This is a genomic window from Pseudomonas proteolytica (assembly GCF_007858275.1).
GTDB lineage: Bacteria > Pseudomonadota > Gammaproteobacteria > Pseudomonadales > Pseudomonadaceae > Aquipseudomonas > Aquipseudomonas proteolytica.
In genome coordinates, this window is sequence record NZ_VFEV01000022.1 from 13065 (window position 1) to 33765 (window position 20701).

Annotated in this window: 17 protein-coding genes and 1 riboswitch; of the genes, 8 read left to right on the forward strand and 9 right to left on the reverse strand. The window is 60.3% G+C overall.

The annotated features are described in order from the left end of the window. Positions 1-35: 35 nt before the first annotated feature. The 4 genes from FIV38_RS16865 to FIV38_RS16880 all read right to left on the reverse strand — a co-directional run bounded on the left by FIV38_RS16865 (position 36) and on the right by FIV38_RS16880 (position 5411). Complete coding sequence (locus FIV38_RS16865; protein WP_092236500.1) at positions 36-2441, reverse strand: glucose/quinate/shikimate family membrane-bound PQQ-dependent dehydrogenase; 2406 nt, start codon at positions 2439-2441, stop codon at positions 36-38. Positions 2442-2573: 132 nt separating this feature from the next. Next, positions 2574-3137 carry a manganese efflux pump MntP gene (mntP, locus tag FIV38_RS16870; RefSeq protein WP_092236504.1) on the reverse strand — a complete coding sequence of 188 codons (564 nt, stop codon included), beginning with the start codon at positions 3135-3137 and terminating at the stop codon, positions 2574-2576. 4 nt (positions 3138-3141) lie between these two features. After that, positions 3142-3314, reverse strand: a riboswitch (yybP-ykoY riboswitch). Between the two features lie 52 nt (positions 3315-3366). Further along, positions 3367-4752 carry a sensor histidine kinase gene (locus FIV38_RS16875; RefSeq protein WP_092236507.1) on the reverse strand — a complete coding sequence of 462 codons (1386 nt, stop codon included), beginning with the start codon at positions 4750-4752 and terminating at the stop codon, positions 3367-3369. Next, positions 4749-5411 (reverse strand): response regulator, encoded by a 663-nt coding sequence (locus tag FIV38_RS16880; RefSeq protein ID WP_092236509.1) that lies wholly within the window; start codon positions 5409-5411, stop codon positions 4749-4751. Before FIV38_RS16880 ends, FIV38_RS16875 begins: the two co-directional genes overlap by 4 nt. 158 nt (positions 5412-5569) lie before the next feature. On the opposite strand from FIV38_RS16880, the gene FIV38_RS16885 reads away from it, so the two are divergent. From FIV38_RS16885 to FIV38_RS16905, 5 genes are read left to right on the forward strand one after another with little or no spacing between them, the layout of a single operon-like run. Further along, a complete protein-coding gene (locus tag FIV38_RS16885) occupies positions 5570-5836 on the forward strand; it encodes a PepSY domain-containing protein (protein ID WP_065894972.1) in 267 nt (88 codons plus the stop codon). Further along, on the forward strand, positions 5836-6381 hold the full coding sequence (locus FIV38_RS16890; protein WP_092236511.1) for a cytochrome b/b6 domain-containing protein: 546 nt from the start codon (positions 5836-5838) through the stop codon (positions 6379-6381). Before FIV38_RS16885 ends, FIV38_RS16890 begins: the two co-directional genes overlap by 1 nt. A 50-nt stretch (positions 6382-6431) precedes the next feature. Further along, positions 6432-7718 carry a sialidase family protein gene (locus FIV38_RS16895; RefSeq protein ID WP_092236514.1) on the forward strand — a complete coding sequence of 429 codons (1287 nt, stop codon included), beginning with the start codon at positions 6432-6434 and terminating at the stop codon, positions 7716-7718. Beyond that, positions 7718-8302, forward strand: coding sequence for a hypothetical protein (locus FIV38_RS16900; RefSeq protein ID WP_092236517.1), 585 nt, complete (start codon positions 7718-7720; stop codon positions 8300-8302). The genes FIV38_RS16895 and FIV38_RS16900 overlap by 1 nt, the downstream gene beginning before the upstream one ends. After that, positions 8302-10329: an LTA synthase family protein gene (locus tag FIV38_RS16905; protein WP_092236520.1), complete on the forward strand. Its 2028-nt coding sequence runs from the start codon at positions 8302-8304 to the stop codon at positions 10327-10329. Before FIV38_RS16900 ends, FIV38_RS16905 begins: the two co-directional genes overlap by 1 nt. A gap of 117 nt (positions 10330-10446) precedes the next feature. Here the strand turns inward: FIV38_RS16905 and FIV38_RS16910 are convergent, their stop codons facing one another. The 4 genes from FIV38_RS16910 to FIV38_RS16925 form a co-directional block, all read right to left on the reverse strand. Next, on the reverse strand, positions 10447-12912 hold the full coding sequence (locus tag FIV38_RS16910) for a TonB-dependent siderophore receptor (protein WP_092236523.1): 2466 nt from the start codon (positions 12910-12912) through the stop codon (positions 10447-10449). Positions 12913-13009: 97 nt separating this feature from the next. Then, positions 13010-13972 carry a FecR domain-containing protein gene (locus tag FIV38_RS16915; RefSeq protein ID WP_092236526.1) on the reverse strand — a complete coding sequence of 321 codons (963 nt, stop codon included), beginning with the start codon at positions 13970-13972 and terminating at the stop codon, positions 13010-13012. Next, a complete protein-coding gene (locus tag FIV38_RS16920; protein WP_235861044.1) occupies positions 13969-14484 on the reverse strand; it encodes a sigma-70 family RNA polymerase sigma factor in 516 nt (171 codons plus the stop codon). Before FIV38_RS16920 ends, FIV38_RS16915 begins: the two co-directional genes overlap by 4 nt. 427 nt (positions 14485-14911) lie before the next feature. After that, on the reverse strand, positions 14912-15475 hold the full coding sequence (locus tag FIV38_RS16925) for a recombinase family protein (protein WP_070996240.1): 564 nt from the start codon (positions 15473-15475) through the stop codon (positions 14912-14914). 317 nt (positions 15476-15792) lie between these two features. On the opposite strand from FIV38_RS16925, the gene FIV38_RS16930 reads away from it, so the two are divergent. Continuing rightward, positions 15793-16860, forward strand: a complete 1068-nt coding sequence (locus FIV38_RS16930) for a fatty acid desaturase (RefSeq protein WP_092236532.1) — start codon at positions 15793-15795, stop codon at positions 16858-16860. Positions 16861-16991: 131 nt separating this feature from the next. Beyond that, the gene (locus tag FIV38_RS16935) at positions 16992-18137 is read left to right on the forward strand and encodes a serine hydrolase domain-containing protein (RefSeq protein ID WP_070996239.1); all 1146 of its coding nucleotides are present in this window, start codon (positions 16992-16994) and stop codon (positions 18135-18137) included. Between the two features lie 50 nt (positions 18138-18187). Here FIV38_RS16935 and FIV38_RS16940 read toward each other — a convergent pair whose 3' ends face one another. Then, positions 18188-19585: an MFS transporter gene (locus FIV38_RS16940; RefSeq protein WP_092236536.1), complete on the reverse strand. Its 1398-nt coding sequence runs from the start codon at positions 19583-19585 to the stop codon at positions 18188-18190. Positions 19586-19714: 129 nt separating this feature from the next. Here FIV38_RS16940 and FIV38_RS16945 point away from each other — a divergent pair, with 129 nt between their 5' ends. Beyond that, complete coding sequence (locus FIV38_RS16945) at positions 19715-20605, forward strand: LysR substrate-binding domain-containing protein (RefSeq protein WP_092236539.1); 891 nt, start codon at positions 19715-19717, stop codon at positions 20603-20605. Positions 20606-20701: the final 96 nt, after the last annotated feature.

The window sequence follows — 20701 nt, forward strand, 5'->3', positions numbered from 1 at the left end:
CCTTCAAACAGCGGCGCATACGCGCCGCGTGGGGCTCAAGGCAGGGCGTAGGCGATTACGTAGTCGCCACGGTCGGTGGACTGGCGCGCACCACCGGCCGTGATGACCACATATTGCTTGCCGGTCTTGGGCGACACGTAAGTCATCGGCCCACCCTGGCTGCCCACGGGCAGGCGGGCTTTCCAGGCTTCCTCGCCATTGGCGCTGTTGAAGGCGCGCAGGTAGAAGTCCTGGGTGCCGGCGATAAACACCAGGCCGCCCTGGGTGGACAGGGTACCGCCCAGGGTCGGCAGGCCCACCTTGATCGGCAGGTGCATGCGAATGCCCAGTGGGCCGGTGTCTTCAACCGTGCCAACGGGTACTTGCCAGGCAATTTTCTGGGTTTTCATGTCGATGGCGGTCAAGGTGCCGAATGGCGGTGCCTGGCACGGAATGCCGGCCACCGACAGGAAGCGGTTTTTGTTCACGGCGTAGGGCGTGCCCTTGAGCGGGACCGCGCCCATCCCGGTGTTCAGCGCTTCACCACCGGAGGAGGCCTGGGCCTTGTTCTGCGACGGGATCATCTGGATCCACAGGCCCAGGCGCATATCGTTGACGAAGATAAAGCCATGCACCGGGTCGGTGGAAATGCTGCCCCAGTTCATACCGCCCAGGGAACCCGGGAAGCTCAGTGACTTATCGGTACCCGGTGCGGTGTACAAGCCTTCGTAGCGCATGCTTTTGAAGTCGATGCGGCACAGCAACTGGTCATAGGGGGTTGCGCCCCACATGTCCGATTCGCTCAGGGGCTGCGCGCCGATCTGCGGCATGCCCACGGACCTTGGCTGGGTGGGGGAGTATGGCTCATTGGGAATATTGGCAGCCTTGACGGGCACTTCTTCTACAGCGGTCAGCGGTTTGCCGGTGGCGCGGTCCAGTACATAGATCTGCCCGGCCTTGGTGCCGATCACCACGGCCGGTACGGTCTTGCCGTCGGCCAGGGTGAAGTCGATCAGGCTCGGTTGCATCGGCAGGTCGAAGTCCCAGAGGTCGTTGTGGACGGTCTGGTACACCCACTTTTCTTCACCGGTGGAGGCGTCCAGCGCCAGTACGGAGGCGCCGTATTTGTGGTTGAGCTGGGTGCGTTCGACACCATAGATATCGGTGGACGAGCTGCCCATCGGCAGGAATACAGTATTCATCAGCGGGTCATAGGACATCGGCGCCCAGCTGTTGGGGGTGCTGCGCACATAGGTACTGTCTGCGGCAGGCGCTTGCTTGTCTTCAGGGTTGCCCGGGTCGAACGCCCAGCGCATTTGCCCGCTGATCACATCAAAACCGCGGATCACGCCGCCTGGCATATCGGTCTGGACGTTATCGGCGACGCGCCCGCCAACTACCACGGTGGTGCCGGCCATCAAGGGCGCCGAGGACAGCTGGTAATAGCTGTCCGGCACGTTGCCCAGGCCGGCTTTCAGATCCACTTGGCCGTGGTTGCCAAAGCCTTCGCAGAACTCACCGGTATCGGCATCCACCGCAATCAGCCGTGCATCGATGGTATTGGTCAACAGGCGTCGCTGGCATTGCGCACCGGCGGGCACGCTGGCGGCAATGATCGGCGAGCTGTTGGCCTGGGTCGGTTGGGCGATGGGCGCACTGGCGTCGAAATAGGCCATGCCACGGCAGCGCTGCCATACCGCCGATTGGGCGTTGATGCTGTTCTTCCACAGCTCTTTGCCGGTGTCGGCATCCAGCGCGATCAGGTTGTTATGGGGCGTGCAGATAAACACCTTGTTGCCGACCTGCAGGGGCGTGAGTTGATCTTCGGCGCCGTTGCCGTCGCTGATGGCCACATCACCGGTGCGATAGGTCCAGGCCACCTTGAGCTTGTCGACGTTGCTGCGGTTGATCTGGTCCAGTGCCGCAAAACGGCTGCCGCCTTCGGTGTTGCCGTAGTGTGCCCAGTCCTTCTGCGCCTCTGCCGGCGCAACGGGTGTCAAGCCTGGGCCATCGCCGTTTGGTGCGACGCTGGGGTGGGCGACAAACATATTGCCCGCCGCCACAGCCAGCGCCACCGCCAGCACGCCCGCCACACCGTAGGCACCACGGCCTGCGGCCGGTGCCAGCCACGGATAGACCAGCGCTACCGCCAGGCCAATAACGGCGAACATGAACAGCCGCGAAAACAACGGCCAGAACACCAGGCCTACATCCAACACAGCCCACACGGCAGTGCCGAGCAGAAAGGCAGCGAACAACCAGGCACCCGCCGGTTTGCGCTGTGCAATCAACAGACCCGCGATGGCCATGGCCACGCCGCCGACCAGGAAGTAGCCCGAGCCTCCCAGGCTCAGCAGTTTTGCGCCGCCGACAGCCAAGGCCACGCCGAGCAGGACGATAATGACGCCCAAGCCCAGCAACAGGAATCGAGAGGCGCCAGTGGCGCGGTGTGTGTGTTTCATGTCGAGAAAGCCCGAGGGTGATGGTCCAGGGGGGTAATGATAGCAAGCTAATTAACTGCTTGGTACATTCTATCTGCGCCCAAAAGCAAAAGCCCCGATTAACGGGGCTTTTGCTGGGTACAAGGTCGCGAGTCAGACGGACAGGTGCTCATACAAAATCGTTGCACCGACGATCATCAGTACCACGCCGCCGACGATCTCTGCGCGCTTGCCGAACACGGTGCCCAGGACCCGGCCGAGCATCACGCCGATGGTGACCATGGTCATGGTCGCCAGGCCGATGGCGGCGGCGGCCACCCAGATATTCACATCGACAAACGCCAGGCCGACACCGACCGCGAGGGCATCGATACTGGTGGCAAATGCGGTGACGGCGAGGACCAGGAAGGAGTGCTGGGCGCTTTTCTCTTCGGCCTCGTCTTCATGCTTGAAGCCGTTGTAAATCATGTGCAGGCCCAATACCACCAGCAAGGTAAAGGCGATCCAGTGGTCCCAGTTTTCCACCCAGCGCGTGGCGGCTTGGCCGATCAGCCAGCCGATGATCGGGGTGATGGCTTCGATGACGCCGAAAATCAGGCCGGTGCGCAGCGCTTCGGCCAGGCGAGGTTTGTGCAGGCTTGAGCCTTTGCCGATAGCAGCGGCAAAGGCATCCGTGGACATGGCCAGGGCCAGGAGAATCAGGGAAACAGGATTCACGGGTGATCTTCCAGTCGGGCTATGAGTCAACGACACAACCACACGCCCGACTTTAGGCATGGATGTGTCGCTGGTCTCACCAACCAAAAGGTGTTCGTACCACGGCAGGTTGCCGAGAATGTTGATACGAACGCTTGCGAAAGGCTCACAAGCAGGCTACTCCCCAACGAGGTCCGGGATCTTATGCGCACACACATGAAAAAAACGTCAAAGCCCGCCAGCAAGCCGCTCAACTTGAATGAAGCGGCGCGCCTTGGTTGATCCGCAGTTCAGCGCATAGCCCGCCCTGGGGCAGGTTGTACAACTGCAGGCTGCTGTCGATCTTGCTGACGATCATCTGCACAATCGCCAGTCCCAACCCGGCGCCGTTGCCGTGCCCCTGGGTGTAGAAGCGCTCGAACAGGCGCGCATATTCACCCTCATCGATACCGGGGCCGGCATCCTCGACGCTGATATACACCGCTCCGCAGCCTTGCGGTTGTACTTGGACCCTGACCTCGCTGCCAGGCGGGGCGAAGTTCAGGGCGTTGGTCACCAGGTTCTGAAGGGCGATGGCCAGGGCAATGGGGTCGGTCTTGACCAGGCAGTGGTGGTCGCTGTCGAGGATCAGCTCGATATCCTTTGCCAGCGCCAGGGGTGCCAGTTCGGCCAGTTCCTCCCGCACCAGCTCGGTCAGTTCCACTTCGCATCGCTCGGGGTTGGCCAGGTGCGGCTCGATACGCGCCATGGTCAGCAACTGACTGGCGATGCGCGTGGCGCGGTCGACGGCGCTGACCAGAAACTCCAGGGCTTCCTCCCGTTGCTGTGGGGTGCCGGCCATCTGGGCGTTTTGCGCATGGATCCGCAGGATCGCCAGAGGCGTGCGCAGCTCGTGGGCGGCATCGGCGATAAAACGTCTTTCTCGCGCCAGCAGGTTGTCGATCTGTTGCAACAGGCGATTGAGCGCGGTCTGCATGGGTTCGAGGTCGTGGGGCAGGGGACGCAGATTGAGCGGTTTGAGGGTTTCGGTAGTGCGTCCACGGATGGTACGGGCCATTGCGCGCAACGGCTGCAACCCCCAGCCGATGGTCAGCCAGATCAAGGTGGCCAGCAGCGGCACGCCAATCACACTGGGCCACAGCGTATGGCCGACGATGCGCTGGATCAGGTCCTGGCGAATATCATCACGCTCGCCCACCCAGATCAGCAGTCCTTGCTGTGGGTCCTTGAGCAGGAAGGCGCACCAGTCGTGGCCGTTGTCCATCAGGTCGTGGGCGCCGAGGGTCGCCGGTGGTGCCTTCAGTTCCGGGGCTTCGGCCGAGCGCACCAGCAATTGGCCGTCAGTGCGCCACACCTGGAATGTCAGGCGGGTTTCGTAAGGGTGCGCTGCTCCAGTGTCGCCCACGCGGCTCATGGCTGCGTCGAAGGCCTGGTAGAGCCGGTTCCAATCGTTGTCCCCCGGCGCACGTTGTGCCAGCACCCCTTGCAGCAGGCGCGCACTTTGCGCGAGCTGGGCGTCATACACCTCTTCTATCTCGTGGTGGCTGTCGCGCAGCACCAGCCAACTGATCAGCACATCGCCCAGCAGAACGAGGATCAGCACCGGCACCAGAATGCGTGTACGTATCGAGGTCATGGCTTGAGCTCCATCACATACCCGACGCCGCGCACCGTGCGGATCAGCTCGGTCGAAAGTTTTTTGCGCAGGTTATGGATCAACACTTCCAGGGTGTTGCTCTCGACCTTTTCCTGCCAACCATACAAGGCCCGGGACAGGCGTTCGCGGGTCACCACGTTGCCGGGGCGCGCCAACAGTTGATGGAGCAACTGGTACTCCATCGGCGTCACCACCACCGGGTTGCCGTGCCAGGTGACCTGCTGGCCGACCGGATCCAGGCACACGCCCGCATGCTCCAGCAGTGGCTGCGCGCGGCCTTGGCTGCGCCGTAGCAAGGCGCGGATGCGGGCCTTGAGTTCGTCGACATCGAAGGGTTTGATCAGGTAGTCGTCAGCGCCGGCATCCAGCCCGGCAATCCGTTCGGCGGTGCCGTCGCGGGCGGTCAGGATCAATACCGGCAGGTCCTGTTGCCGATCGCGCAATTGACGCAACAGGGCCAGGCCGTCGAGGCGCGGCAGGCCAAGGTCGAGCAGCAGCAGATCGAAGCTTTCGCTGCGTAACGCATGTAGCGCACTGGCGCCGTCGTGCAACCAGTCCAGGGTGTAGCCCTCGCTGCTCAGGGCGACGCGGATGCCTTGGCCGAGGGCCCGATCATCTTCGACCAACAATAGGCGCATGGTGTATTCCCGATGTGAGATCGGCGGCATCATGCCGCTGCCGAGACGGGCGTGGCAGGCCGGGCGACGAGAAACATGTAACCACTCATTACCAGCTAAGACTTCATTAAGCTTGGTTTTGCACAGTGAGACCTTCCTCAACGAGCGAGAGTGTCACCATGCGCAAAATTCTGTTGTTGTCGCTGATTGTTGCCAGCCCCCTGGCCCTTGCCGGACCGCAATGCACCACGGAGCAGCGCGCGCAATGGCAAGACCCGCAGGCGTTCCAGGACCAGTTGAAAGCCCAGGGCTACGAGATCAGCAAGTTCAAGATCACCGATGGCAACTGCTATGAGATCTACGGGTTCGACAAGGACAAGCGCAAGGTCGAGATCTACCACGACCCGGTCAGCGGCAAAGCGGTCAAGACCGAGATCAAGGGCTGATGCCAGGCAACTCCATAGCACTGTGGGACCCGCTGGTGAGGCTGTTTCACGTGTCCATCGCCGGGGTCTTTGTCGCCAACTACTTCTTCACTGAGGGCGGCGACGATTGGCATGTCTGGCTCGGCTATTACGCCATGGGCTGGTTGCTGGTACGGCTGCTGTGGGGATTTGTCGGGCCACGCAGTGCGCGCTGGGCGGACTTCTGGCCGACCCCGGCAAGGCTCGCCGCCCATGTGCGTTCCCTGCGCACCAGGCGCCCGGAGCATCGCCTCGGTCACTCGCCGTTGGGTGCATTGGTGATGATTTTGATGCTCCTGGCGATGTTGACGGCGGGCTTGAGCGGTTGGGCCATGGAGGAGGTCGATGCCTTATGGGGCGCCGATTGGCCGCTGCAAGTACATGAAACTGCGGTCAATGGCCTGCTGGTGCTGGTGTGCTTGCATATCGCAGCGGCCGTGTTTGAAAGCTTCCAGGTACGCGACAACCTGCCGTTATCGATGCTGACCGGTCGCCGGCGTCGGTTGCCGGATGATTCTGCGCACTGACACCGCTGTCTTGTCTCTACTCCCCACCCTGCATTTGCCATGAGCTCACTATGCGCGTGCTGTCTTTTCGCTTGAAATTCATTCTCGCCAGCCTGGCGCTCTGCCTGGTCTTCTGGGCGGCCTGGCGCAGTCATCCGGCCCATGTCCTGGCGCCTTTCGCCCGGCCTGCCACGCCCTTGGCCGCTAGCGCCGAGCCGGTCTACAACAGCCGGTTCGTGTCCTCGCAACTGGATGACTTTGTGCATTCGTCGTCGGTTACCGCACTGCCGGGAGGCGACTTGATGGCCGTGTGGTTTGCCGGCTCGCGTGAAGGCGCCGCCGACGTGCAGATCCGTACTGCGCGGTTCGACGCCAATACCACGGAGTGGGGCGCCGAGCATGTGTTGGCGACCCGCGAGTCGACTCGCGATGGCACCGGGCGCTACATCCGCAAGTTGGGCAACCCGGTGATTGCACTGGCGCCGGACCAGCGCCTGTGGATGTTCTATGTGTCGGTGTCGGTGGGGGGCTGGGCGACCAGCGCGATCAATGTGATGGTGTCCGAAGACCTGGGGCGCAACTGGTCTGCACCCCGGCAACTGATCACCTCACCGTTTTTCAATGTCAGCACCCTGGTGCGTGCTGCGCCGGTTTTTCATGCCGACGGCTCGATTGGCTTGCCGGTCTATCACGAACTCATGGGTAAGTTTTCCGAATACCTGTACCTGAGCGCGGATGGCGCGGTGATTGATAAATTCCGCATCAGCCGGGGCAAGCATTCGCTGCAGCCGACCATCGTGCCCCTGGACGAACGTCGCGCGGTGGCGATGCTGCGTTATGCCGGCGATACCCATCATCGCGTGCTGGCCAGCCGCACCGATGATGCCGGGCAGACCTGGAGTGAGCCTTACCCTCTGGAACCGGCCAATCCCAACTCATCCCTGGCCGCGGTCGGCACTGCCGATAACGGCTTGCTGGTGGCGCTCAATGACCTGCGTGACGGGCGCTTCAAACTCAGCCTGTATGGCACCGACGCGGACCTCAATGACTGGCGCAATGTAATCGAGTTGGATCAATCACCGGATCCGCTTGGCCAACCCTTCGCTCCCGAGGCCTACAAGGCGATCATCGGTGCCGGCTTTCGGGCCTCCAGCGGCGCACGGCGCTTGCCGTTGGAGCAGCGTTTCCTCAGTAACCTGGATTACCGGGTGTGCAAGCCTCGGGGCTGTGATTTCGAGTACGAGTACCCGTATTTCAGCCGTGGCCAGGACGGCGTGTATCACCTGGTTTATTCATGGAATAACACCTTTATCAAACATGTCAGCTTCAACGAAGCCTGGCTGGCGGAGCGCCTGTAATGATGATGCTGTGGCAGGCCCATTTGACCTTCATCCTCCTGGGTTTTGTCCTGCTTGGGTCGTTGCGTTGCCTACAGTCCTGGCGCCCGTGGTTGTTGCCAGGGTTGGCGTTGGTCAGCTTTATCCCCCTCAATGACCTGCCGCTGGCGGCGTACGTGCGCAGTTTTACCGATGATTTGGCAATCAGCACCCTGGTGTTGCTGGGCTGGGTAAGCCTGGTGCGGTTGGGGCTGGTCGAGCCGCAAGAGCCTCGGGCGCGTGCCCAGATGCTGGTGCTGTTTGGACTGCTAGCGGCGCTGTTGTACCCGGCCACCATGGGCCTGACTTACTTTGATCCCTATCGCTGGGGCTTCAATCCAAGGCCGATGATTGTGCTGGTTGCGCTGCTCGCCTTGGGGCTGTTGTGGCTGCGCAATACGTTGGCCGTGTGGATGCTCGCGCTCGGCACACTAGCCTTTGCGTTACGCCTGAAAGCGTCGGAAAACTACTGGGACTACCTGATCGATCCGCTGCTGGTGGGCTATTGCCTGGTGGCGGGCAGCGTGCTCTGCGTGAAGAGCGTCAAACTACATAGAGGTCAATGATGGGTTGGTTGCAATCGCGGCGACTGCGCTATGGCGTAGGGGCGACAGGTCTGGCGTTCTTGCTGTTTGCAGGGCTGCGGCTGGTGTTTGTGCTGGGGTTTTCCGGCATCGATCCGGCGCAGTTCGCTCATAACCGGCAGTTGCTCGACACCCTGGGCATCGGCTTGCGTTTCGACCTGCGCCTGGCGGTGTTGCTGGTGTTGCCGTTGGCGGTGCTAGCGTGGATGCCGCGCTGGAACCTGGTGCGCGTTGCGGGCTTGCGCGTTGTGGCACGGGGCTATTGGCTGCTGACACTGGGCTTCGTCGGCTGGGTGTACATCATCGACTTCGGCCATTACGCCTATCTTGGGGTGCGGCTTAACGCCAGCGTGTTGCGCTACCTGGAAGACGCACAAATTTCGCAGCAGATGGTTTGGCAGACCTATCCGGTGCTGTGGATCGCCCTTGCCTGGTTGTTGGTGCTGGGTGTGTGGTTCTGCGCTTTTGTGAGGTTGGAACGCCTGACACTGGGGCGTCCACCCCGGGCCATTCGACGCGCTTCACTGGCGTTCGGCAGCGGTCTGGGGTTGATCGCTGTGCTGTTGGCGCTGCTTGGGCGAGTGGAAAGTCTCAACCTGCAAAACCCGGTACCACTGCGCTGGAGCGATGCGTTTTTCTCTGGCAACGGCAAGATCGCGGCACTGGGCCTGAACCCGGTGCTGTTTTTCTACGACACACTCAAGGCCGGCCAGGCGCAGTTCGATGAGCCACAGGTGCGTGAACATTACCCAGTGGTTGCCCACTACCTGGGGGTGGACCGCCCCGATCCGCAGAGCCTGACGTTCGAGCGTGAGCAAACCGCGCAGCCGTACCGCCTGGGCGCAACGCCGAACGTGATGTTTGTGATGCTCGAATCCCTGGGCACCAGTGCGGTCGGCGCATATGGCAACCCTCTAGACCCGACGCCCAACCTCGACCGGCTGGCGACCCAGAGCTGGTTCTTTAAACACTTCTACGTGCCGGTCACTGGCACCGCAAAGACCGTGTGGGCGAGTATCACCGGCGTCCCGGATGTCACGCGCCAGGAAACGGCGACCCGCCATCCCCTGATCACACGCCAGCACACGCTTATCAATGCCTTCACCGATTACCAGAAGCTGTACATGATTGGCGGCAATGCCGGATGGGCGAATATCAATGCCTTGATCCAGCAGAGCATCGACGGCGTGCGCTTGTATGAAGAGCGCCACTGGCAGTCACCTCGAGTCGATGTATGGGGCATTTCCGATCTGGATCTGTTCAAGGAAAGCGACCGGATCCTGCGCGATCTATCGCGGGACCGGCCATTTTTTGCCTATGTCCAGACGGCGGGCAATCATCGCCCGTTCACCATTCCTCGGGACAATGACGGTTTCAAGCGCAGCAACCTGTCCCTGGAGCAAGTGCAAGCCGCCGGCTCACGCAGTGTCGAGCAGTACAACGCGGTGCGCCTACTGGACTTCAATATCGGCAAGTTGATGGAAATGGCCAAGGCGGGTGGTTACTACGACAACACGATTTTCGTGTTCTTTGGTGACCACAACACCCGTATCAGCCAGATACCCCATATGCCGCCGGCTTTCGAGCAACTGGGCCTGGAAAGCAACCACGTGCCAATGCTGATTCACGCCCCGGGCTTGCTCAAGCCCAGGGTGATCGAGGAGGCGGTGGGGCTGGCGGACCTGTTGCCGACGGTCGCGGGGATGGTGGGCGTTGCGTTCAACAATGGGGCGATGGGGCGCGATATACAGCAACCGGCCCCGGAGGGCGAGCGTGTGGTACCGCTGGTCTTGCGTGAGGGCACTTTCCCGCTGATCGGCGGGGTCACCCAGGATTATCTGTTACAGATGCAGCATGACGGCAGTGCGCCGACCTTGCACGACCTGCGCTCCCTGACCCCCCTGGACAACGTGGCCGGGCAAAACCCCGATGAATTCCAGCGTCTGGTCAAACTGACCCGGGGCCTGCATGAAAGCGCGCGGCTGATGTTGTACCGCAATGTGCGTTGAGGTCCGGCTGCGCGCTATGGCTGGGGCTGGGGCGCCGCGGACGTTTGAGTTGTCGGCGACGGTGGACTCCTAGTAGCTGGTCTGTTTTGGGGGGGATCCGAAATCTCCCGCTGCCCCTTAGAAGGAATACTTCGCCGTAACGGTAAAGTTACGTGGGTCGCCAAATACGTCGTACGGGCTCCAGGTCGAGTTGCTGGCGATGCCCTGGTAGTACTTCTTGTCGAAGACGTTATTGATGTTCAGCTGGGTATCCAGATGCTTATTCACCTGGTAGCCCGCCATCAGCCCGACCAGGGCGTAGGCATCCTGTTCGATATGGAATTTGCCGAACACGTTGCTGCCTTTGTTGAACGTCGCGCTCTGGCTATAGAGGTTGGCGCCGATGCGCCATTGGCTCATGTCGCCTTGCAGACGGTAGGTGGTATTGGCCTTGAACATGTGGCGCGGGACGTCGGTGTCGAACAGCGTGCCTTCCTTGTTCTTGTCCGCATCTTTTTCGTACTTGGCCTGGGCGAAGGTGTAGCCGGCAGCCACTTGCCAGTTGGGCGTCAGGGCACCGTTGATCTCCAGTTCCAGGCCCTGGCTGCGTACCTTGCCGGCGGCTTCATAGCAGCCGTAGCTGCCGACGGGGATGATCCGGCAGACGCTGGACTCGGCCACTTCCGCCGCCCGATTGAGTTGGTCGATCTGGAACAGCGAAGCGCTGGCGTTCAGCGCGCCGCCAAAGTATTCGCCCTTGATACCCACTTCGTAGTTTTCGCCGGTGATCGGCTTGATCCCGTTACCTTCGCCATTCTTCTCGGTCTGGGGCTGGAAGATATCGGTGTAGCTGGCATAGACCGAGTGGTGGTCGTCCAGGTCATAGATAACCCCGGCATAGCGGGTGACGTGGCGCACTTCCTTGGTTTTGCCCGAGGTGTAGTACTGATCGTTGGTCTGGTCATAGATCGAGGTGGCGTCGTACCAGTCCAGGCGTGCGCCGAGAATGACTTTCAGCGGGTCGGCAAGGTTCCAGCGGGTGGTCAGGTAGAGACCTTCCTGATCCACTTTGTCATTGAGGGAGTAAACGTCCGGAACGCTCGGTCTAGCCAGGCCCTTGGGGCTGAAGCCGTTGATGTCGGGCACGCCGACGAACACGTGGCCGCCGGTGGCCTCGGTCTTGAGCTGGCGCTTGCTGGCGCCCACCACCAGTTCATGTTGGCGGCCCAATAGCGAGAAGGGGCCACTGGCAAAAAAGTCATAGGTGGACTGGTCGAAGTCACGGCCCTGGTTGAAGATGCGCTGGCGGTAGGTGGCGTCGTTGTTGCGTTCGAGGACGCCGCCCATCATCTTGAATTCGGACCAGTTTTTTGAGGCGCCCAGGTGCAGGCGCCAATCGTTATCGAAGCGTTGATCGAGTTCGACGAACAGTGTCTTGTTGTTGACGTCCTGGTGCGACCAGCTGTATCCGAAAGTCTTGGAGCGGGAGAAACCCATATGGCTGCCATCCGGATTCACCGGCAAGCCGCCCCAGTTGATGTTGTTATTGTCGTTCTGGTCGGACGCCCCCACGGTCAGGGTCGTGCTGTCACTCAGGTCGAACTCGCTGATCCCGTAGAACACGCCGCGCTCGCGCCCGGCGTAATCCTGATAGCTGTCCTTGTCGTTGTAGGCGCCGACAAAGCGGCCACGCACGGTGCCGCTGGCATTGACCGGGCCGGAAACGTCCAGTTCGCTGCGGTAGTTGTCCCAACTGCCGGCGCTGCCGGTGATGCTGGCCTGGAACTCCTTGGTGGGACGCTTGCGCACCATGTTGATGGCGGCCGATGGGTTGCCGGCGCCTTGCATCATGCCGGTGGCGCCGCGTACCACTTCGACGCGGTCGTAGGGGGCCAGGTCGGCGGCCGCCACCCAGTCGGCGTTATAGGTGGTGGGCAGGCCATCGAACATCAGGTTGGTGATGGGAAAACCCCGGGCAAAGTACTCGCTGTTGGCCGGGCGCGAGGCCGACAACCGCAGCCCAGGCGTGGCCTGGACGACGTCGTCAAGGCTGCGCATGCCTTGGTCGTCCATGCGCTGGCGGGTGATCACTGTGACCGATTGCGGCGTCTCGCGCAGGGACAATGGCAGCTTGGTCGCGGTCTGCATCGCCCCGGTGGTGTAGGACCCGCTGTTTTCAGTGGTCGACCCAAGGGCCAGGCCGCTGACGGTAGTCGCGCCCAGCTCGACAGCGCCGCTGGCTTGGCTGCGCGGTATCAGCAGGTAGTTGCCGCTGGCATTGCGCGTAACGGCCAGACCACTGTCCACCAGCAGGCGGTCCAGCCCCTCATGCACCCCAAAGTCACCCCGCAGCGCCGGCGCGCGCTTGCCCTGCACCAGGGCCGGATCAAAGGGCAGGGTGATCCCGGCCACCTGGGCGAAACTGTTGAGTGACTCTTCCAGCGACCCGGCGGCCAGGTCGTAATGGCGGCTCTCGGCCTGTTCGGCCTGTACGGCAAAGCTGGCCAGCGGCAGGCCAGTCGCGGCGCCCAGCAACAGGCTCTGGAGGGTTAGCGCCAGAACGCTGCGATGCAGGGGGCGAGGGGGAATCAACGCTTGGGACATGAACGGCGAGCTCCTTTCGAATGACGAGGTGTGTTGCCTGTCTGTCGAAGGGCTGGGCAAAACCCGTAAAAGTTTTTGCGATTTTTTCTCATCCGGCTCAACGAGCGACGACACGGGTCCAGAGCGGCGTAAAGCGCTCGATGCGTACCGGCAGCGAATCACTCAGGGCACTCAAGGCGCGGTCGATGTCATCGAGCTGGAATACGCCCGATACCTCTAACTGCGCGATGGCTGGATCGCAGTGCAACCAGCCATGGCGATAACGCGCCAGCTCGGCGCTCAGGTCCCCCAGGCGCATGTGTTTGGCGACCAATTGCCCACGGGTCCAGGCGCTGGCGTTGAGGGTGCTGACCTGGACACGGTGGCTGCCGTTGGCATCAATCAGGTATTCCTCACCGGCGGCAACCAGGACCGGCTCGCCAGCACCTTGAATGGCCACCACGCCATCCTCGACCCGCAGGCGCGTACCCTGTTGCTCGTCACGCACTGCAAAGGCGGTGCCGATGGCCTGTAACTGCGCATGCCGGGTGCTGACCCAGAAGCTGCGGCGCCCACCGGGATCGGCGCTGTCCTTGCCGGTATCGATGAAAATCTCGCCACGGCGCAGGGTGATCAGCCGACGCTGGGCGCCCAATTGCACGTCCACCGTACTGGCCGTGTTCAGTTGCAGGCGGGTGCCGTCGCTCAGCAGGAACTGCCGCCGTTCGCCCACCCCGGTGGCATAGTCCGCGCCCCAGGGCACCAGCGTGCTTTCCCGCAGTGACCAGCCGGTAACGCCACAGGCAAGCAGCCCCACCCCCAGCAGCTTGAGGGCCTGGCGCCGGCTGTGATGATTGCCGTTGAGGCGCTCGAGGGTATCCAGGGCCACGGTGCCGGGCAGTGCGGCCAGGCTCTGGAAGGTGGCGTCGCTTTTTTGCAGCGCTTGCCAGACGGTTTCATGCAGTGCATTGGCCTGGCGCCAGCGTTGGCAGGCTTCCAGGACCTCTGGGGTCGCGCCGTTGGACTCGATTCGCACCAGCCAGCCGACCGCCTGGTCCAGCACGTCATCTGGCGCGATCATCGTTGCGCCAGGTAGCAGTGGCGAATGGCAGTGGCCATGTACTTCTCCACCGAGCTGAGACTGATGGCCAGGCGCTCGGCGATCTCCTTGTAGCTGAGGCCTTCGAGCCGCGACATCAGGAACGCCATGCGCACCTTGGGCCGCAGGCCATCGAGCAGTGCGTCGATGCGCACCAGGGTTTCCAACAGGATCAGCTGCGACTCCGGTGACGGCACCCCAGCTTCCGGGAGGTGGGCAATGGCTTGCAGGTAAGCCCGTTCGACTCGCTGGCGCCGCACGCGATCTACCAGCAGCCCGTGAGCCACCGTACTCAACCAGGCTCGTGGCTGACGCAACTCCTGCAACCGCTCCGGCTTGCCGAGGATGTGCACAAAGGTGTCGTGAGCCAGGTCCGCAGCGTTGTCGCCATGGCGCAGCCGCTTGCGCAACCAGTCCAGCAACCACGCGTGGTGATCGACGTATAGCGTGCGGATTTCGGCGTGAGGGGCTGAAGGAGTGGATGGCGACGACACGAAAAGCCTCCGCGCGATAACTGGATGCATTTGAGAATTCGTCGCATCTTGGTGTGGGCGTTGGTGTTCAGCAAGCAAAGTTGCTCACAAACCGGATAAACCAACTGGCGCATTTGCGTGGTGGTGCCTGCACGATCATCCGGCGGATGGGATCGTTCATTTCCCTCAAAGCCGGTATTACCCACCGCAAGCCCAACCCAGTAAACTGCGGGCCGACGTCGAATCAGGGAGAAGGCGCTCTATGTACATAGGTGAACTGGCATAACGTACTCATGGGTTGCCTTATCCGCTGACGATGAAACTGAAGTAGATAAGGCAGGGTAGAGCTTGTCCCAAGGGACAGAGTCAAGTGCGATGGTTATGTGAGGCGGCGCAGGTTTGAATACGCCTGCAGCCACCCACATTTGCACCGCAGGTAACTGGCCCTCTAAGTAGATCTCAAGTACCGATAAAGTGTCTGGCGGCTTATTTCAAAATCACGCGCTAGTTTGGATTTACTTTCTCCAGTGCCGGCGCGGTCAATTAAACTTACAACCTGATTGTCAGACAGTTTTTTCTTTCGGCCTCTATAAGCCCCACGCATTTTTGCGCTGGCAATGCCTATTGCCTGTTTTTCCCTCGTTGCTGCGCGCTCGAACTCTGCGATCAGTTCCATTACCGCAATGATGGGTTCCATGACTTCAAGGCAGTCATGCCGAAAGACCAGGTTTTCGTTCAAAAACTCCAGGGTTACCTGCTTTTCAATCAGCCGGCGAGTGATGGTGCACAGTTGCTCGGTGCTTGAGGTGAGCGATGTCATGCTGTCGACCACCACAGTGTCCCCGCACTGTGTGTAGCGAATCAGCCTTTCCAGGCCAGGGCGATTCGCGGCATGGTCTGCAGGGTCATCGCAAAACACTGCGTCAAATACATCATGGCTCGTTTTTTTCTCCGCGCTACCCTCGGATTCTTGTAGAGAGAGCCGAAAATATTTGATGCGATGCAATCTCATGGTGCCTCCTTGGCAATACTTGTACGCAGTTATTTTATCCTTGTACAAACTGTAACTAAATTATTAAAAATTACACAAGTGCCTGTAACACTAAGCTCGCCCAAAATACACAGTTGCAAAGAACTGAACTTGTCTTATCATTTTGAAGCTTGGAATGATCCTAACAAGTTTTTCGAAAACAGTCGATTTCATATTTATTGAGTGGCGCGAGTGAGTTTGCCCAATAAATTTGAATGCCTGCTGTTTATTGCTCAAACAATTGACTTGACCGGCTTGACGAAGCTGGTAATTCCCCGACGCAAACAGAGGATGAATGGATGAAAGTCTTGGAAGACACCGGCGGAATTGACCGCCAAAGTACCGATCAGGAAAAGATTGATACTGTCACCCGGCGAATTACCGAACATGGGAACTACCTGCGCAAGCGCTACCCGATCCTGCAGCATCAGGATGCTTTGGGGGCGGGTGTCATGGTGTTTTCCCTGGTCGGGATGGCGGTCACGGGAGGGCTCTACATCAAGGGTTTTATCCCGGGGTGGATGTGTATTTTCATCAATGCTCTGCTGACTTCGTTTATCCATGAAATCGAACATGACTTGATTCATCGGCTTTATTTCCGAAAACAACCACTGGCCCATAATGCCATGATGTTTTTTTGCTGGTTGGCTCGACCGGGAATGCCCAGCCCTTGGCTAAGGCGCAGTCTGCACTTTCATCACCATAAAGAGTCCGGAACTGATTCGGATGTGGAAGCCTGGATTACCACCAGCGGTAGCCCTTGGGGAATGCTCCGGTTATTGAAACTGATGGATGGATTTGTATTTGGTTTCCTGAATGCGGTTTTTGCTCCGGGGTGGCGGCAAAAGGTAAGATTGTTAGGCAAGATTATTCGACTCAATACACCTTTCGGGCTTTTGTACTGGGGGTGCTGGTATGTGTTCCTCGGTTACCACCTGTATGTCTGGTTTGGTTCAATCGTGGGAGAGGAGGTTAATAGTTCTGCTGCGACATTGGCGGTAATGGAAGTCGTCAATAGCGTAGTTGTTATTCTGATCGCTCCCAATCTTATAAGGCAGTTCTGTCTGTTCTTTATCAGCTCCAATATGCACTACTACGGTGATGTTGCCCCGCGTAATGCATTACAACAAACCCAGGTAATGAACCCTTGGTGGTTGTGGCCGTTCCAGATGTTCTGCTTTAACTTCGGCAGTACTCACAGTATTCACCACTTTGTTGTGCAAGACCCATTCTACCTGCGTCAGATGACGGCCCCTTATGCGCATAAAGTCATGGCGCAGGCAGGTGTCAGATTCAATGACTTCGGCACCTATAAACGCGCGAACCGTTTTTCAATGGACCACTCTCAAACGCGTTCGCGGGGTTGAATGTTCCACGCACATTAAATGGTTGGGTTCGCGAGAATAACGTTGCTTTAGTAATGGCCGGCCAGGCAGCAGGATATTTCCTGCCGCCTGGCAAACCAAGGGCAGCACTTCAAATACCAGGAGTTTGATGCATGAAAGCGCAAGGGATATGTGCCAAGCAGTTTGAAGCGGTCCAGCAAGCCTTCGAGGACATGTTTGATGATCCACAAGAGCGTGGCGCCGGGCTCTGCGTGCAAGTAGACGGAGAGAGGGTTATCGACCTGTGGGCCGGTATGGCGGACCAGGAGGGGTCCAAGCCTTGGACACGCGATACCCTGGCCAATACGTTTTGCGTGGTAAAACCCTATGTCGCGGTGGCTGTGCTGATGTTGGTCGAGCAGGGCAAGCTGGAGCTGGATGCGCCGGTGGCCCGTTACTGGCCCGAGTTCGCCCAAAGTGGCAAAGCCAAGGTGACCTTGCGCCAGGTGATGAACCACACTGCGGGCCTGCCGGCGCTGCGAGCCCCCGACCATAACCCCATGATGTTTGACTGGGACCATATGATACGGGTCCTGGAGGCCGAGCCGCTGTGGTGGGAGCCGGGCACAGACCTGGGGTATGGCACCACCACCTTCGGCTGGATTCTCGGCGAGTTGATTCGCAGGGTCGACGGGCGCGATGCCTGTGTCTTTATCCACGAAGAGATTCTGGACCCCCATGACCTCGACGTTCACCTTGGCGTGGACGAAAAGCACTTTCACCGTATCGCTCGTTTCGTCAATGCCACAGGCCGGGTCGGTGATCCCTACTCACAAGCGTTGCGGACCGTGCTGAAAAACCAGCCATTGCATATCGCGACATTTGCCTTCACCAACCCCGGCATGGTGCCTAGGCGCACCAATGACCCTCGCTGGTGGGCGTATCGGCAACCGGCGATATGTGGACACGGCACCGCTCACGGCCTGGCCGGTTTCTATAGCGCCTTGCTGGCGGGAAATTTTATCGGTCGCGAACTGCTCAACGAGTTCACCCAAGAGCACAGTCACGGCATGGACCGGACATGGATGCGCCCAATGCGTTATGGATTAGGTTGCATGCTGGAGCAGCAAATCGATCCGACGGCTTCGCTGGCCATGGGCCCCAATGCCTTTGGCCATCTTGGGCTTGGCGGTCCGGTGAGTTTCGCCGACCCCGAAAGTCGAGTGAGCTTTGGTTTTGTCACTACGACTTCGGGTAGCCATACGATGATTGATCCCCGTCCTGGCCGGCTATCGGCACTTGTTTATGCGGCGCTTTGAAGGGGGTTAATGCTCACCCGTGCTTGATCTTTCAACTGGCGCAGAGGCGTTCATCGTGCAAGCGCCAGCGTGCTGGCCTTGCCCGGCAGGATGAGCGCCGCACCTATCAAGCCGAGCACGACCATGCACGCGGACACCAGAATGGCATAGCTAAAACCCTGTACCGAGCTTCCTCCGCCGGCCAGCACCGCAATGCTCACGGCCACACCCACCGCCAGGCCCACCGCAGAGCCGACTTCCTGGGTCGTGGTCAGCATGCCTCCCGCCAGCCCGTGATCCACTTCAGCCACGCCCTCGATACCGGCCACGGTCCACGCCGGAAACGCGATGCCATAACCCACGCCTGCCAACACCGTGCCGGGGAGGATGGAGAGGGCCCAGGACGTATCCACGGCCAACGACATGCCCAGCAGCGCAAGGCCGGCAATGAACAGGGTCATGCCGCCGAGAATGACTGGCTTGGTGTCTACCCTGGCAATCAGTGCCGGCCCGGCCCAGGCGCTGGAGAGGGTGAAGGCGACCGCCATCGGGAGCAGCCCGAGGCCGGTCTGGGTGGCCGTAAAACCGAGGATTTCCTGCATATACAGCGCAACCACGACAAACGTCGGCCCCAGTGCCGTGTTCGCCAACAGCGACACCAGGTTCGCGCCGCCCGTCAGGCGCCTGCAGAAAATCGGAAGGGGCATCAACGGGTATTCGACTTTGCTTTCGACCCAGACGAACAAGGCCAATAGCCCCATGGCCAAAGCAATCAACCCATAGGTGACGGGAGACGAAAGGCCGACGTGCTCGCTGTTGGCAAACGCGAACACCAGTGTTGCGGCCCCCGCAGCGACCAGAATCGCTCCGCCTATGTCCAGGCGCCTTGCGCCGATTGCGGCATCGCGTTGGCCCACCGGCAGGTTGCCTGCCAGGGCTATCACCAACATACCCACGGGCACGTTGATCCACAGCACCCAACGCCAGCCCATGAGGTCGGTGATCATCCCGCCGAGGATCAGGCCTGCGACGAATCCGCTTGCAGCCACCGCAGTCCAGGCACCCAGGGCTCGATTGCGTGAGGCCTGATCGGGGAAAAGCGCCAGTAGCAACGAAAACGCGGCGGGCGAAAATAAAGCCGCGCCAAAGCCTTGCATGGCCCGAGTGGCGATCAGCATGGCAGGGGTCTGTGAGAAGCCGCCGAGCAGGGAGCCCAGGGTAAAGATCACCAACCCGAGCAGGAACACCCGCCGGCGACCAAACATATCGGCGGCGCGTCCCCCCAACAGCAAAAAGCCTGCAATGGCGACGCCGTACGCGTTGATGACCCACTGCAAGGCGCCGGGCGTAAAGCCCAGGCTTTCCTGGATCTGCGGCAAAGGGATCATGGTGATGGAGAAGTCGAGCAGGGCGACGAATTGCGTCGTGCACAACAAGATGAGGCAGAGCCGCCAACGAGGGTGATTCATAGGGGTATCCTGATTGATATAGTTTTTCTAATGATGTTTAACTTCGCTAAACAAGGCTTATCATCAGATGCCCGTTGGCACAGTGGAAACGATCCTTTTTAGTCGCTGAATTTAGGAAAACTAAACATCATGGCCACATCCCTTCCTTATCTGGCGTTACGTACCTTCGTTGAGGTAGGCCAGCGCGGCAGTATCAAGGCGGCTGCCCAGGCCCTGAGCGTCACATCGGGCGCGGTCAGCCAACAGATTCGGCTTTTAGAGGATCGGGTAGGCATGCCGCTCTTCACCCGTGAGCGCAGCGGCTTGCGTCTTACTGAGGCCGGGGCCAGCGTGCATCCCGCCTTGCTCCAGGCGTTCGAACAGATCCAGGAGACGCTGCTGTCGCTGGAACAAGCCAAATCCTGGCAAACCCTGACGGTCAGTACCGTTGCTACGTTCGCGGCGTCGTGGCTGGTGCCGCGCCTGGGCCGTTTCAACCAGCGATATCCACACATCGAAGTGCGGGTCGAAGCGACGTCCGCCATCGCGGACATGCGCCGGGATCGTGTCGACGTTGCATTGCGGCATGGGCTTGGGGTCTATCCCAACCTGCACGTCACGCACTTGATGGCGCCGGTATTGGTACCGGTGGCCAGCCCCGCCCTGGTGCCCGCAAACGTTGTGCTCACGCAGCCGCAGGATTGCCTCGAGTACCCTCTGTTGCACGACGCTGACCGCGCAGATTGGCCCTTATGGCTTTCGGCCCATGGCGTCGGCAACGATCCACGTGCCGAACGTGGGAGCGCTTTGGAAGATGACTTCCTGCTTATTCGCGCAGCAGAAGCCGGGCAGGGGCTCGCCCTGGTGCCAGTGGAATATGCGAAAGAGGAAATTGCGGCGGGCCGCCTCGTGCAAGTTTTGGACAAGCCTTGGCCTGCACGATTTGCCTACTACGTCGTGACCCGGCCGGAGGCGATGCAACGTGACGAGGTCAAGGCGTTTGTGGAGTGGGTTATCGAAGAGGCCCAGGGCACTACATAGTCCCAAGCCAAGGGGCCAAGAGGCGCAAAAGTGTAAATCAGCGGCTGTTTTCGGCGTTGCGTTCACAACCCGTCACTTGAGGATAAGGTCGACAAA